This is a genomic window from Cupriavidus sp. 94F1 (assembly GCF_057798875.1).
Map to the genome: position 1 here is coordinate 72,910 of NZ_JBYOJT010000005.1, position 13,447 is coordinate 86,356.

Genomic DNA, 13,447 nt, shown 5'->3' on the forward strand with positions numbered 1-13,447 from the left:
GCCCAGCCATGATGAATGCAATTTTTCGTCGCGCTGCAGTGCCGCTGACCGCCGCGATCGTGCTCACCGGGTGTGCGGGTTTTGCGCCCGACGGCGGCTTCGGCCCGGTCGCCGACACCGCGCGCGACAGGCTGGCCAAGGACGCCGTCTGGGCGCGCAGCGATGCCGACAGCAGTGCATTGCGCGACCGCACGCGCGAGCTTCTGGCGAAACCGCTAGATGCCGATGCCGCCATCCAGGTCGCACTGCTCAACAACGCCGGGCTGCAGGCCCAGTACGCCGACCTGGGCATTGCCGAGGCCGATTACGTGCAGGCCACGCGCCTGCCGAACCCCGGTTTCTCGTTCAGCCGCAAGACGTCGGGCGACGAACTCAAGATCGACCGGGCTGTCACCATCGGCCTCATGAACCTGCTGGCGCTGCCCTTTGCCGCCCGCATCGAGGAAGGCCGCTTTGCGCAGACGCGCCTGGCCGTGGCCGATGCCACACTGCGCCGCGCCGAAGCCACCCGTCGTGCCTGGGTACAGGCCGTTGCCGCCGAGCAGGCCGCCCGCTATGCCGATCAGGTACGCCGGGCCGCCGAAACCGGCGCGCTGTTCGCGCGCGATCTGGCCCGCGCCGGCAACGTCAGCGCCCTCGACCATGCCCGCGAGCAAGCCTTCTACGCCGATGCCGCAGCGCAGCTGGCGCGCGCCCGCGAACGGGCGCTGTCGGCACGCGAACAGCTGACGCGCGAACTGGGGCTGTGGGGTGCCGACATCGCCTATACGCTGCCGGACCGCCTGCCCGACCTGCCCAGGGCGCGTCCGGCCATGCAGGACCTGGAAGGCTATGCGATTTCGCAGCGTCTTGACCTGCAGGCCGGTCGTCTGCAACTGGACAGTTTGTCGCGCTCGCTCGGCCTGACCCGCGCCACGCGCTTCATCAGCGTGCTGGACGTCAGCTATCTCCATAATTCGGAGACCAGCCGGCCGCGCGAAACGGGCTACGGCATCGACATCGAGGTGCCGCTGTTCGACTGGGGCGGGGCCCGGGTGGCCCGCGCCGAAGCCGTCTACATGCAGGCGGCGGCGCGGCTGGCCGAACAGGCGATCAACGCCCGGTCGATGGTGCGCGAGACCTACGCTGGCTACCAGGCGCGCTACGACATCGCCCTGCACTATCGCGACGAAGTGGTGCCGCTGCGCAAGCGCATCGTCGATGAAAGCCTGCTGCGCTACAACGGCATGCTGGTCAGCGTGTTCGAACTGCTGACCGACGCGCGCGAGCAGGTCAACGCCGTGAACGGCTATCTCGATGCGCAGCGCGACTTCTGGCTGGCCGACGCCGACCTGCGCGGCGCGCTGGGCGGCCGCCTACCCGACGCCGCAGCCGCGCCCCCAGGGGCCCCCACATCGGCCCCCACAGCGGCCCCCAAAGCGGCCACCCCTGCCGCCACGACCCCACAAGGACAATGACAATGGTTTCCCGACGCAATTTCCTGGGACAATCGGCGGCGGCCATGCTCGGCACGGCAATGGTGTCGCGCGCCGGCGCCGCCGCCCTGCCCGAGGCCCCGCTGCAGCACAGCGCCACCACCCAGCCGCCGCTTGCGCCCGCCAGCGGCCGGCCCTATCAGCCCGTGGTCACGCTCAACGGCTGGACGCTGCCCTGGCGCATGCGCAACGGCTGGAAGGAATTCCATCTGGTGGCCGAACCAGTCGAACGCGAGATGGCGCCCGGCATGACCGCCCACCTGTGGGGCTACAACGGCCAGAGTCCAGGACCGACGATCGAATGCGTGGAAGGCGACCGTGTTCGCATCTTCGTCACCAACAAGCTGCCGGAACACACCACCGTGCACTGGCACGGCGTGCTGCTGCCGGCGGGCATGGACGGCGTGGGCGGGTTGTCGCAGCCGCATATCCCGCCCGGCAAGACGTTCGTCTACGAGTTCGAGATGCGCCATGCGGGCACCTTCATGTACCACCCGCATTCCGACGAGATGGTGCAGATGGCCATGGGCATGATGGGCTTTATCGTCGTGCACCCGCGCGACGCCGCCGCCCAGCGCGTGGACCGCGATTTCGTGTTCCTGATCGCCGCCTACGACATCGACCCCGGCTCGTACACGCCGCGCGTGGCCGAGATGTCCGATTTCAACATGTGGACGTGGAACAGCCGGGTGTTTCCCGGCATCGACGTGCTGCCCGTGCGTCTGGGCGACCGCGTGCGCATCCGCATGGGCAACCTGACCATGACCAACCACCCGATCCACCTGCACGGCCACCGCTTCGAGGTAACGGGCACCGACGGCGGATGGGTCCCGCCGTCGGCGCGCTGGCCGGAAGTGACCACCGATGTCGCGGTGGGCCAGATGCGCGTCATCGAGTTCGTGGCCGACAACCCGGGCGACTGGGCGTTCCACTGCCACAAGTCGCACCACACGATGAACGCGATGGGCCACAACCTGCCCACGATGATCGGCGTAAAGCAGAAGGACCTGGCCAGCCGCATGAATGCGCTGGTGCCCGACTACATGCCGATGGGGCAGGCGGGCATGGCCGACATGGGCAGCATGGAGATGCCGCTGCCGGAGAACACGCTGCCGATGATGAGCGGCCAGGGCCCGTTTGGCCCCATCGAGATGGGCGGCATGTTCACCACGCTCAAGGTGCGTGCGGGCATGGCAGCCAATGACTACCGCGATCCAGGCTGGTATCGGCATCCCAGGGGCACCGTGGCATTTGAATACACCGAACCCGTGGCGCAGGCGCCGCGCCGTACGCGATAGACGCTCTACCGCATCGACCGAAGGACAGCAATGAAAAACACGATGGCAACCGCAATGCTGCTGGCCCTGTTGGCCGGGGCATCCCCCGCTGCGATGGCGTTGACGGCCGGTGCGCCCGACGCGCCCGACGCGCCGGTGGCAGCCGCCACGGCGCAGGCGCCGTTACCCGAAGTGGACGGCGAAATCCGCAAGGTCGATGCCGAGGCCGGCAAGCTGACGATACGTCACGGGCCGATCGGCAACCTCGACATGGGTGCGATGACGATGATTTTTCGGGTGAAGGACCCGGCGATGCTCACGCGGGTGCAGGCGGGCGACAAGGTGCGGTTCACCGTCGACCGTGTCGACGGGCTGCTGACGGTGACCTCGCTGGCCGTCGTGCAGTAACCGGCAGCCAATATCGGACGTGCGCGCCTCAGTCGACGCGGTAGAAGTCGATCGATTGTCCGGCGTTGACGGCGCGCTGCAGCCAGTCCGGATACTCGCCGACGCCGTCCCAGGTCTGACCCATCGCGTTGCGATACATCGCGCGCGGCGCGGCGGCGCCCGCCACCGGCGGCTGGGCGTCGGGGGCGGATGGCGCCACATCGGCGCCATCATCGGTGTCGGCATCGGTAAAGCAGCCTGCTTCGACGAGATGGTCGAACGTCAGGCCATGGTGATCCATCTGCTCGCGGATCCATGCCACCGCGGCTTGTTTGGCTGCATCAGACTCGGACATGACTTATCGTGCGCGCCCGCCACCTTGCGGGCGGGCTGGAGAATTCGAAGGGGGGAGCGGTCCGGGCAGGAAATCCGGCGGACCAGCACGGATTCTACAGCTTGTTGGCGCGGCTCCCGCGGAATCCGCCGATTACCGCCGGAATGTTGCATTCGCCGCGCAGGGTTCGACAGTGCCCATGGCGCCGCGCGGCGCGCGAACGAATGACGAATCTGTCATGCGTTGGTCATGTTGGCGTGGCTACCCGGCTTATAGACTGCAAGCCAAGGTCGCATGACGACCGGTACAAACCACCGACACACCGAACTGCCTCCATCCTCGAATCCAAGGAATCCACATGCTCAAGAAAGCCCTGCTCTATACCGCCCTCGCCACTACGCTGGCCGGTGCCGCCACCATGGTCAACGCCGCGCCGCGCAGCGCAGACCCTTACACCGACGGCGCACGTGTCACCAACCGTGATGGCATCGTCGAACGCGTGGGTGCCCGCGACGTGTACACCGATGGCGCCCGCGACGTGCGCGATGCGCGCAACCCGTTCGTCGATGGCGCCCATGATGTGCGCGACGCACGCAGCCCGTACACGGACGGTGCCTGATCCACGCCATGGCCCGCTCGGGCCAGATCCGGGCTGATACGGCCCGAACCGCCAGGCGGCGGCGCTTACCGCGTCGCCGCCTGGCTCATGAATTGCGCGGCGGGCACCGGCCGGCCCAACAGGTAACCCTGCAGCGCATCGCACCCCAGCCCCGCCAGGAACGACTGCTGCGCGGCGGTCTCCACCCCTTCCGCCACCACCTGCAGGTTCAGCGTACGGCCCAGCGCAACGATGGCCGACACGATGGCCGCATCTTCCGAATCCTCCGCCAGGTCGCGCACAAAGCCGCGATCGATCTTCAGTTCGCTGGCCGGAATGCGCTTCAGGTGCAGCAGGCTCGAATAGCCGGTACCGAAGTCGTCGATGGCAATGCGCACGCCCATGTCGTCGAGCTGCGTCATGATCGCGAGCGTTTCTTCCACATCACGCATGGCCGTGCTTTCGGTGATTTCCAGCGTCAGGCTTGCGGCCGGGATGCCGTGGCGCTTCAGCGCATCGGACACGGTCTCGATCATCCCCGCGTGACAGAACTGCAACGCCGACAGGTTCACCGCCATCGACCAGTCCACATGACCGTGGGCACGCCAGGCGGCCAGCTGGCGGCAGGCCTCGTTCAGCACCCATTTGCCGATCGGCACGATGGCGCCGGTTTTTTCGGCCAGCCCGATGAACTGGTCGGGCATCAGCAGGCCGTGTACCGGGTGCTGCCAGCGCAATAGCGCCTCGGCCCCCACCAGGCGGCTGTCCGTTGCCGCGAACTTGGGCTGGTAGTGCAGTTCGAGCTGGCCCGTGCGCACCACGCCGCGCAGGTCCTGGATCAGCGACTGCTGGACGCGCGCCTGGTGGTTCATCGACCGTTCGAAGAAGCAGTACGCGTTGCGGCCCGACGCCTTGGCGTGGTACATCGCGGCATCGGCGTTGGTCATCAGCGTGTCCTGGTCGGCGCCGTCGGCCGGATAGAGCGCGATGCCGATGCTGCCCGACACATGCAGCGCATGGCCGGCCACGTGCGCCGGCTCGCGCAGCGCCTCGATCAGCTGCTCGGCCATCACACCGGCGTCGGCCGGTTCGTCGACCCTGGCCAGCACGACGAATTCGTCGCCGCCCACGCGCGAGATGGTGTCCTCGGAACGGGCGGACGCGCGCAGGCGCCCGGCGATCTCCACCAGCAGGCTGTCGCCCATCTGATGGCCGTAGGTGTCGTTGACGCCCTTGAATCCGTCCAGGTCCACGAACAGCACCGCAAATGTGCCGGGCTGCCGGGTGGCTGCCTGGATGGCCTGCTGAAAACGGTCTTCCAGCAGCACGCGGTTGGGCAGGTGCGTCAGCTTGTCGTGCAGGGCCAGGAATTCAAGCTCCTTGTTGGCCACGCCTAGCGCGTCCGCCAGCACGGCCGTCCGCATTTCCAGGCGCATGTCGAGCACCGAGGTAATCAGCGCCACGGCCAGCACGCATACGGTGACGACCAGGATCGGCAGGGCCAGCGCCCCGCTGTCCACGCCCGAGCCCGCCGCGCCGCAGATGCTGCCCAGCGGAAACCGCGCCGCCGCCATGCCCGTGTAGTGCATGGCGGCGATCGCCCCGCCCATGACCAGCGCGGCGCCGAACCGCAATTGATGCACGCGCGGCATGCTGCGCCGCAGGCGGAAGGCAATCCACAGGGCCGCGCCCGAAGCCGCCACGGCAATCCCGATCGACAGCAGGAACAGCCAGGGGTCGTAATCGATACCGGGCTGCATGCGCAGGGCCGCCATGCCCGTGTAGTGCATGCTGGAGACAGCCGCGCCCAGCGCCAGCGCCCCCAGCGCCAGGCGCCTGCGCGGCAGGTACTCCTGGCTGACCAGGCGCAGCGCGAATGCCGACGCCAGCACGGCAATCAGCAAGGACGCCCCGGTGATGGACACGTCGTACCCGAGCGGAATCGGCAGGCTGAAGGCAAGCATGCCGATGAAATGCATCGACCAGATGCCCAGCCCCATGGCCACGGCACCGCCGGCCAGCCACATCCGCGCGTAACGGCCACGGGCGGCGGTGGAAATGCGGCCCGCCATGTCGAGCGCCGTATACGACGCCAGCACGGCAACCAGCACGGAAATCAGGACGAGGGAGGCGTCGAAACGGGGCGACATCATGGCAGCGGGTGACGGGGCAGTGGCTTGCGGCAGGCCGCCATTCTGAAGGGTCAGGCGTGCCCGGCGTGAAATTTCCGGCACCGCCAACGGTTATCGGTCGTTTCAGCCCAGACTGAAGCGGGGGATTGTGCATCAGCCCGCTTGCGGCCGCTACACGCACCCCATGGTTTCGTACGTTTGCACGGTTGACACGCCTTGCAGGCCCCCTGTTGCGACCGTCCGACAAATTCCTACAGTGCAATCAGCGCCCGCCGGAAAGGCTCGACGGCGGCCCGGACCTATCCTTGAGGCGTGATGAACGACAGACGCCGCCGCGCCACAACAGCAGGAACCGCGTGGCGCCAACGTAGGGGAACATCATGTGGAAGCGAATCACAGGCGTGATCGCCTTCGGCGCGTGCTGCTGGGCCCTGTCGGGCTGCACGGCAACCGGCGCGGTGGCAGGCGGTGTGGTGGGCCATGAGGCCACGCACGGCAGCACGGCCGGAACGGTCGGTGGCGCCGTGGTGGGTGGCGTGATTGGCCACGAGCTTGGCAAGTGATTGACGATTTCCGCGGTCTGGATGGCGGGCAGGGTCATCCAGATTTGCGCGGCATGGGCTCTTAGATGGGAAGAACATGCCGCCGCGCGCCGCGCCATGAGCATCGGCCTAGGTGCTTTTCAACGATGATTGGACGTTTTCATCGCTGAAAGGCAGCGTGGCACTCAACGGTGTCAGATCCTCACGGATCGTCATGGCGCGGCAGCGGGAAACCTGCACTGAAAATGGCCCCGGATCTTCACAGGTCCGGGGCCTTTTCCTTTTTCCTTTTCCTTTTTCGGCTTCAGTACGACTTCGGCAGCCCCAGCACGCGCTCCGCGATATGGCACATGATCAGCTGGGCGCTGACCGGCGCGATGCGCGGGATATAGGACTCCCGCAGGTAGCGTTCCACGTGGTACTCCCGCGCATAGCCCATCCCGCCCAGCGTCAGCACGGCCGTCTGGCACGCCTGGTGCGCCGCTTCCGCCGCCAGATACTTGGCCGCGTTGGCTTCTGCACCGCACGGCTTGCCCTGATCGTAGAGCCAGGCCGCCTTCCACACCATCATGTCAGCCGCCTCCAGCGCCATCCAGGCTTGCGCCAGCGGATGCTGGATGCCCTGGTTCTGGCCGATCGGCCGGCCGAACACGGTGCGCTCCCGGGCATAACGCGTGGCGGCTTCCAGCGCGGCACGGCCGAGCCCCACGGCCTCGGCCGCGATCAGGATGCGTTCGGGATTCAGCCCGTGCAGGATGTACTCGAAGCCCCTGCCCTCCTCGCCGATGCGGTCTTCGGCCGGCACCATCAGACCGTCGATGAACAGCATGTTCGAATCGACCGCGCCGCGCCCCATCTTGTCGATCTCGCGCACTTCGATGTGGTTGCGGTCCAGCGTCGTATAGAACAGGCTCAGGCCTTGCGTGGGCTTGCTCACGGCGTCCAGCGGCGTGGTGCGCGCCAGCAGCAGCATGCGCGTGGCCACCTGCGCCGTGGAAATCCAGATCTTGCGGCCATCCACGCGGTAGGCGCTGCCGTCGGCGGTACGCACGGCCTGCGTCTTCAGGTGCGTGGTGTCCAGCCCCGCATCGGGCTCGGTCACCGCAAAGCAGGCCTTGTCGCGGCCTTCGATCAGCGGCGGCAACGCGGCCGCCTGCTGGGCCTCGTTGCCGAATACCACCACCGGGTTCAGGCCGAACACATTCATGTGGATGGCCGACGCGCCGGAGAATCCCGCCCCCGACGCCGACACCGTCTGCATGATCAGTGCCGCCTCGGTGATGCCCAGCCCCGCACCGCCGAATCGCTCGGGCATGGCGATGCCCAGCCAGCCCGCCCCGGCCATGGCCTGGTGGAACGCTTCGGGGAACCGGTGTTCGCGGTCCAGTTCGGCCCAGTACTCCGGGCCGAAGTCGCTGCACAACTGCGTCACGGCATCGACGATGGCGTTCTGCTCGGGTGTCCTTTCGAAATTCATCCGGTGCTCCTTATTCCGGCTGGATGCCCGCGTCCTTGACAAGCCTGTTCCACTTCACCAGTTCGCTGCCGACAAAGGCCGTGAACTGCTGCGGGGTCTGGCCGAACGCCTCGAAGCCCAGCGCCTCGAACTTCGGTGCCACCTCCTTGCTGGCGGCGATCTTCGACAATTCGCGGTTCAACCGCTCGACAACCGGCTGCGGCGTCCTTGCCGGCGCGAATACGCCGTTCCAGGACGTGATGTCGAAACCCTTCAGCTCCGGCGTGTCGGCAATCGGCGGCAGGTCGGGCAGCAGGCGGCTGCGCTGCGCGGTGGTCACGGCCAGCGCGCGCATCTTGCCGGCCTTGACGTTGGCGATGCCGGCCGCCACATCGACGAACATCATCGGCACCTGGCCAGCAATGACGTCGGTCATGGCCGGCGGCGTGCTCTTGTAGGGCACGTGCAACAGGTCGATGTTGGCCATGCGGCCCAGCGTGGCCCCGGACACGATGCCGGTGCTGTTGCCGCTGGCGTATGACATGCCCGGATGGGCCTTGGCGTAGGCAATCAGGTCGCCCACGGTCTTCACCGGCAGCTTCGGATTGATGACCAGCATGAACGGCAGATTGCCCATGCGTGCCACCGGCGTGAAATCCTTGATCGGGTCGTAGGGCAGCTTCTTCATCAACGACGGGTTGGCCGAATGCGTGGTGTTCGTCGTCATGAACAGCGTGTAGCCGTCGGGGGCGGCCTGCGCCACCAGTTCGGCCGCAATCGCGCCGTTGGCGCCGGGCCGGTTGTCGACCACCACGTTCTGGCCCAGCGCGTCGCCCAGTTCCTTGGCCGTGATGCGCGCCACGGCGTCAGTACCGCTGCCCGCGGCAAATGGCACGACCAGCCGGATCGGCCGGCTTGGATAAGTGTCGGCTGCCTGCGCGGCCAGCGGCAGCGCCGTCGCGGGTAGCGCCAGCATGGCGGCGACAAGCGTGCGCCGCACGCGGAAATTCGGCATGGTGATCTCCTCCAGGGTGTTGGGCGGCTGCAAGGCCTTTGATGGTCCAGCCGACTGCGATATTCAGGCCGGACGAATCACGCGATCCGGTGATTCCTCGTAAGGTGGCGCATAGATCACCAGCAGCTTCACGGGCTCGTCACTGATCACCGTGAACACATGCATGGCATCGGCCGGAAAGAAGCAGCAGTCTCCCGGCCCCAGTTCGCGCGCCTGGCCATTGACCTCGGCCCGCGCACGCCCTTCCAGCACGTAGCAGACCTGCTCGATGCCCGGGTGCGCGTGCGGCAGCGCGCCCTTGCCCCGCTCGATGGTGCCGTGGATGACTTCGAGTTGCGTGGCGCCCACATTTTCGCGGCCGATGATGCGACGGTTCAGGGTGCCGACATGGTTGGCCGGGTGATAGCCGGCAACCTCTTCGGTGCGAACAAAATAGCAAGGAGCCGCCTGATCGGCGGCGGACGATGCGGTCATGGGTGGGCTGTCTCCAAATGATGGCGCCATGGCGGCGTCGGACCGGATGGTCGGCGCTCCGTTTTCATGTTTATGAAACCGATTTTATGCCCATGAAAAACGACGTCAACTAGGGATTGGTACCGATGGCCCGCGAAAGCGTCACATCGAGACGTGACCGGGATGCACCCAGCCACGCCGCGCAGCACCGCTCCGTCGATCAATCCAGCGTGATGTTCTCCTTCTGGATCACCGCATCCCAGCTCACTTCTTCTTTCTCGACCCGCCTGGCGAAGTTCTCCGGGTCCACCATCACCACATCGCCCTGCTGGCTCAGCGCCGCCTTGGCCTTTTCGTCTTCCAGCACGCCGCGCGTGGCCGCGTGCAGTTTCTGGACGATCGGCTGCGGGGTGCCGGCCGGTGCCAGCAGGCCGATCCAGAACGTGGAATTGAACGGCTTGAGGCCAGCCTCTTCGACGGTCGGCACGTCAGGCAACTGCGTCATGCGCCGCGTGGAGCTGACGGCAATGGGCTTGAGCTTGCCGGCCTTGATCTGCGGCAGCGCGGTCCAGGTATCGAAAGCCGTATCGAGCTCGCCGCTGATCACCGCCATTTCCGCCTGGGCGGCGGACTTGTACGGCACATGGGTGGTGTTGATCCGGGCCCGGTTGTTCAGCATCGCAAAGCTCAGGTGGGCGATGTTGCCGGGGCCCGCCGAGCCGTAGCTGATCTTTCCCGGATGTTGCGACGCGTAGCGGACCAGGTCGGGCACCGTGGCCACGGCGTGCTTCTGCGACCATTCGGGATTGGTCACCAGGATGAACGGCGCCTCCAGCACCAGCGTGACCGGCGCCAGGTCGCGGGCCTTGTAGCTGGCCTTCTTGTAGATATGCGGATTGATGGTGACGCTGCTGGAATTGGTCACCAGCAGCGTGTAGCCGTCGGGCGCCGCGCGCGCCGCCTCGCCCACGCCGATCAGGCCGTTCGCGCCGGCCTTGTTCTCCACCACCACCGGCTGCCCCAGCGATCTGGTCAGCCGTTCCGACAGCACGCGTGCCACGGTGTCGGTGAACGATCCGGCCGGGAACGGCACGATCATGCGGATCGGCTTGTTCGGCCAGTTGCCGGCCTGGCTGCCCTGTGCGGCAGCGGTGCCGGGCAGCCCCACGGCCAGCAGGCATCCCATTGCCATGGCGGCGGTCAGTGCGCGTCGGTTCATGTTGTCTCCTTGTCGTATTGGTCTTGGAATCTGGCGTTTCCTGCCCAGGACATCGGGCTAGGCCGATGTCCCGGCGCCCTTGGGCCGGGCGGTCTGTCCGGTGATGCCCCGACGCGCCAGCGCCTCGCGCTGTTCGGCGCCGAGCCCCAGCACGCTGGCCAGCACCTGGTCGGTGTGCTGCCCCAGCGTGGGCGACACCCGGCGAATCGGCGCGGGACCGTCGATGCCACGGAACCAGCTGGTGCTGGCGGCATAGCGCCCGACGTAGGGCCGCTCCACCTCGCACCAGAAGCCGCGCGCGTGCAGATGGCGGTCCTGCAGCACCTGCCACATGGGCTTGACCGCGCCGGCGGCCACGCCGGCCTGCTGAAGCTGCTGCATGGCGTCGTCGGGCTCGCGCGTCGCACACCAGGCGGCAATGGCCGCGTCGATGCGGTCATGCTGCGCGCGCCGGCCGGCCGCATCGGCCAGCGCCGTGTCTTCGGCCAGGTCAACGCGGCCGATCACCTGGCATAGCGCAGGCCACTGGGCATCGGTCACGCTCACGACAATCCAGCCGTCGTCGCCCGCGCAGCGGTAGCAGTCGTGCGGCGCGGCCATCGGATGGCGATTACCCTGGCGCGGTGCCACGCGGCCCGATACCGACTGCTCGATCATGTACGGCGCGGTCAGCGCCAGCATGGCCTCCACCTGGGACAGGTTCAGATGCCGCCCCTTGCCCGTGGCCCGCTGGGCGAACAGCGCCACCAGCAGCGCCGCGCCGGCGTTCAGCCCGCCAATCGGATCGCCGTAGGCGTACGACGTCATGGCCGGCGGACCCTCGGGGTGGCCCGTGTAGCACGGCAGGCCGCTGGCCTGTTCCAGCGTGCCACCATAGGCGCGCGTGTTGCTCCACGCGTTGCCCAGACCGAAGGCCGGCATCGACACCATCACCAGCCGGTCATTGCGGGCGCGCAGCGTGTCGTAGGTCAGGCCGAGCTTGGGCAGCACCTCGGCCGAGTAGTTTTCGATCACCGCGTCGGCGTGCGCCACCAGATCCAGCAACAGCGCCTTGCCTTCGGGCTGCGTCAGGTCCAGCGTGATGCCGAGCTTGTTGCGGTTCATCATGTTGAAGTTCGAGTTCTTCTCGTACAGCCTGTCCCGGTAGAACTCGTCGGTGAAATTCGCGCCGCGCCACCAGTCCGGATAGCCCGTGCTTTCCACCTTGATGACCTCCGCGCCCAGATCGGCCAGCGTCCGCGTGGCCAGCGGCCCCGCCCAGCCCATGGTCAGGTCGATGACGCGGATGCCCTCCAGCGGCAAGCGCCCGGCGGGCGCTGCGGCCAGAGCCTGCCGCGGATGATGATCGAGACCCGCATGCCGATAGCGCGCGGTATCCGCGCTCAGCACCGGCGCCTTGCCGCCGGGCAGCGGCCCGGCATCGTCGAGCCGCAGCGGCACCACGGGGCCCTCGAACGTCACGCCTTCCAGTTCCACCGGGACGAACGCGCCACGCTCGCGATGCACGGCCTGCCCCAGCAGCGTCGCCATGCTGGGCACCACCACGGCCGGGTGTTTCTTGTCGCCCAGCAGCGCGAACCATTCTTCGGCCGTCCGCCCGCGCAGCGCCGGCTTCAGGAATGCGTCGATCTCGTCGGCCACCAGCATGCGCTCTGGCCCGCTGGCAAAGCGCGGATCGCTGCCAAGTTCGGGACGCCCGATCGCCTCGCACAGCGCCTTCCACTGCGGCAAGGTATGCGTGAAGATGCCGATCCACCCATCGGCGGTCTCGTAGATGCCACCCGGATGCGTGCCGCAGAAGCGGTTCACGCCCATGCGGCGCAGCGGGTGGCGCTTGTCCTGCACCATCCCCGCTTCCATCTCCACCACGCTGAAGATGCACTCGTGCAGGCTCAGCACATAACGCCGGCTACCCTGGCCGGTGCCGAGCAGCGCCCCGACTGCCGCCGAAAATGCGCTCAGGCCCACCACGATGCCCGTCTGCACGTCGTGCGGCATATGCGGTGGGCCTTCCACCGGCCCGCTGCCATGTACGGCTCCCGCCAGCCCCCGGCAGACCGCCTCGGTCCCCGCGAACCGGCTGTATGGGCCGCTTTCGCCGAACCACGTCAGCGCGATGTCGATGGGCACATGGCCGTGGGCGTCGCCCGGCGCCCGCCACACCGGCCGCTCAAGCACGGCGATGCCTGCATCAAGCGCCCGCGCATCGAGCACGACATCGCACGTGCGGGCCAACTGCGCCAGCCAGGCGTCGTCCTCGGCGCCGCCCGTGGCGACGACACTGCGCTTGTTCGTATTGAGCCACGCAAACAGTGCGCTCTCGGGCTGCCCGCCGCCGGGGGGGTCGATCAACGGCGGCATGCGCCGCCAGGCATCGCCGGCCGCCTCTTCCACCTTGATGACCTCGGCGCCAAAATCGGCAAACAGCTTGCCCGCGTAGGCCAGCGCCGGCCCGGTACCGATTTCCAGCACGCGCAATCCCCCCAGCGCCAGTTGCGCCGGATCTGGACCATTCCTGGTCATGAATGTCTCCTGATTTTTGGGTTCCGAACGTCCACG

Annotated in this window: 12 protein-coding genes; 5 read left to right on the forward strand and 7 right to left on the reverse strand. The window is 67.5% G+C overall.

The annotated features are described in order from the left end of the window. Positions 1-8 precede the first annotated feature (8 nt). From AC3FJ6_RS14025 to AC3FJ6_RS14035, 3 genes are read left to right on the forward strand one after another with little or no spacing between them, the layout of a single operon-like run. On the forward strand, positions 9-1,457 hold the full coding sequence (locus tag AC3FJ6_RS14025; protein ID WP_488772453.1) for a TolC family protein: 1,449 nt from the start codon (positions 9-11) through the stop codon (positions 1,455-1,457). Between the two features lie 2 nt (positions 1,458-1,459). Then, entirely contained in the window at positions 1,460-2,773 is a 1,314-nt protein-coding gene (locus AC3FJ6_RS14030; RefSeq protein ID WP_488772454.1) for a multicopper oxidase family protein, read from the forward strand. Between the two features lie 42 nt (positions 2,774-2,815). After that, on the forward strand, positions 2,816-3,160 hold the full coding sequence (locus AC3FJ6_RS14035) for a copper-binding protein (RefSeq protein ID WP_488772455.1): 345 nt from the start codon (positions 2,816-2,818) through the stop codon (positions 3,158-3,160). Positions 3,161-3,188: 28 nt separating this feature from the next. On the opposite strand, the gene AC3FJ6_RS14040 is transcribed toward AC3FJ6_RS14035, so the two are convergent. Further along, the gene (locus AC3FJ6_RS14040) at positions 3,189-3,494 is read right to left on the reverse strand and encodes an H-NS family nucleoid-associated regulatory protein (RefSeq protein ID WP_488772456.1); all 306 of its coding nucleotides are present in this window, start codon (positions 3,492-3,494) and stop codon (positions 3,189-3,191) included. Positions 3,495-3,831: 337 nt separating this feature from the next. Between AC3FJ6_RS14040 and AC3FJ6_RS14045 the strand changes: the two genes are divergently transcribed. Then, on the forward strand, positions 3,832-4,092 hold the full coding sequence (locus AC3FJ6_RS14045) for a copper resistance protein CopQ (protein ID WP_153948481.1): 261 nt from the start codon (positions 3,832-3,834) through the stop codon (positions 4,090-4,092). A 65-nt stretch (positions 4,093-4,157) separates the two neighbouring features. On the opposite strand, the gene AC3FJ6_RS14050 is transcribed toward AC3FJ6_RS14045, so the two are convergent. Then, positions 4,158-6,224 (reverse strand): putative bifunctional diguanylate cyclase/phosphodiesterase, encoded by a 2,067-nt coding sequence (locus tag AC3FJ6_RS14050; protein WP_488772458.1) that lies wholly within the window; start codon positions 6,222-6,224, stop codon positions 4,158-4,160. A 359-nt stretch (positions 6,225-6,583) separates the two neighbouring features. On the opposite strand from AC3FJ6_RS14050, the gene AC3FJ6_RS14055 reads away from it, so the two are divergent. Next, positions 6,584-6,766, forward strand: coding sequence for a glycine zipper 2TM domain-containing protein (locus tag AC3FJ6_RS14055; protein ID WP_488772459.1), 183 nt, complete (start codon positions 6,584-6,586; stop codon positions 6,764-6,766). Between the two features lie 283 nt (positions 6,767-7,049). Here the strand turns inward: AC3FJ6_RS14055 and AC3FJ6_RS14060 are convergent, their stop codons facing one another. From AC3FJ6_RS14060 to AC3FJ6_RS14080, 5 genes are all read right to left on the reverse strand, one after another. Continuing rightward, entirely contained in the window at positions 7,050-8,222 is a 1,173-nt protein-coding gene (locus AC3FJ6_RS14060; protein WP_488772461.1) for an acyl-CoA dehydrogenase family protein, read from the reverse strand. A 10-nt stretch (positions 8,223-8,232) separates the two neighbouring features. Further along, complete coding sequence (locus AC3FJ6_RS14065) at positions 8,233-9,216, reverse strand: Bug family tripartite tricarboxylate transporter substrate binding protein (protein WP_488772462.1); 984 nt, start codon at positions 9,214-9,216, stop codon at positions 8,233-8,235. A gap of 63 nt (positions 9,217-9,279) precedes the next feature. Beyond that, a complete protein-coding gene (locus AC3FJ6_RS14070) occupies positions 9,280-9,690 on the reverse strand; it encodes a cupin domain-containing protein (protein WP_488772463.1) in 411 nt (136 codons plus the stop codon). Between the two features lie 199 nt (positions 9,691-9,889). Next, entirely contained in the window at positions 9,890-10,888 is a 999-nt protein-coding gene (locus AC3FJ6_RS14075; RefSeq protein ID WP_488772465.1) for a Bug family tripartite tricarboxylate transporter substrate binding protein, read from the reverse strand. A gap of 57 nt (positions 10,889-10,945) precedes the next feature. Continuing rightward, the gene (locus tag AC3FJ6_RS14080; protein ID WP_488772466.1) at positions 10,946-13,411 is read right to left on the reverse strand and encodes a CaiB/BaiF CoA-transferase family protein; all 2,466 of its coding nucleotides are present in this window, start codon (positions 13,409-13,411) and stop codon (positions 10,946-10,948) included. Positions 13,412-13,447: the final 36 nt, after the last annotated feature.

What these genes read in the sequence shown, in the direction of transcription:
- AC3FJ6_RS14025 (WP_488772453.1), top strand. Translation starts at nt 9, where the DNA reads ATGATGAATGCAATTTTTCGTCGCGCTGCAGTGCCGCTGACCGCCGCG.
- AC3FJ6_RS14030 (WP_488772454.1), top strand. Translation starts at nt 1,460, where the DNA reads ATGGTTTCCCGACGCAATTTCCTGGGACAATCGGCGGCGGCCATGCTC.
- AC3FJ6_RS14035 (WP_488772455.1), top strand. Translation starts at nt 2,816, where the DNA reads ATGGCAACCGCAATGCTGCTGGCCCTGTTGGCCGGGGCATCCCCCGCT.
- AC3FJ6_RS14040 (WP_488772456.1), bottom strand. Translation starts at nt 3,494, where the DNA reads ATGTCCGAGTCTGATGCAGCCAAACAAGCCGCGGTGGCATGGATCCGC.
- AC3FJ6_RS14045 (WP_153948481.1), top strand. Translation starts at nt 3,832, where the DNA reads ATGCTCAAGAAAGCCCTGCTCTATACCGCCCTCGCCACTACGCTGGCC.
- AC3FJ6_RS14050 (WP_488772458.1), bottom strand. Translation starts at nt 6,224, where the DNA reads ATGATGTCGCCCCGTTTCGACGCCTCCCTCGTCCTGATTTCCGTGCTG.
- AC3FJ6_RS14055 (WP_488772459.1), top strand. Translation starts at nt 6,584, where the DNA reads ATGTGGAAGCGAATCACAGGCGTGATCGCCTTCGGCGCGTGCTGCTGG.
- AC3FJ6_RS14060 (WP_488772461.1), bottom strand. Translation starts at nt 8,222, where the DNA reads ATGAATTTCGAAAGGACACCCGAGCAGAACGCCATCGTCGATGCCGTG.
- AC3FJ6_RS14065 (WP_488772462.1), bottom strand. Translation starts at nt 9,216, where the DNA reads ATGCCGAATTTCCGCGTGCGGCGCACGCTTGTCGCCGCCATGCTGGCG.
- AC3FJ6_RS14070 (WP_488772463.1), bottom strand. Translation starts at nt 9,690, where the DNA reads ATGACCGCATCGTCCGCCGCCGATCAGGCGGCTCCTTGCTATTTTGTT.
- AC3FJ6_RS14075 (WP_488772465.1), bottom strand. Translation starts at nt 10,888, where the DNA reads ATGAACCGACGCGCACTGACCGCCGCCATGGCAATGGGATGCCTGCTG.
- AC3FJ6_RS14080 (WP_488772466.1), bottom strand. Translation starts at nt 13,411, where the DNA reads ATGACCAGGAATGGTCCAGATCCGGCGCAACTGGCGCTGGGGGGATTG.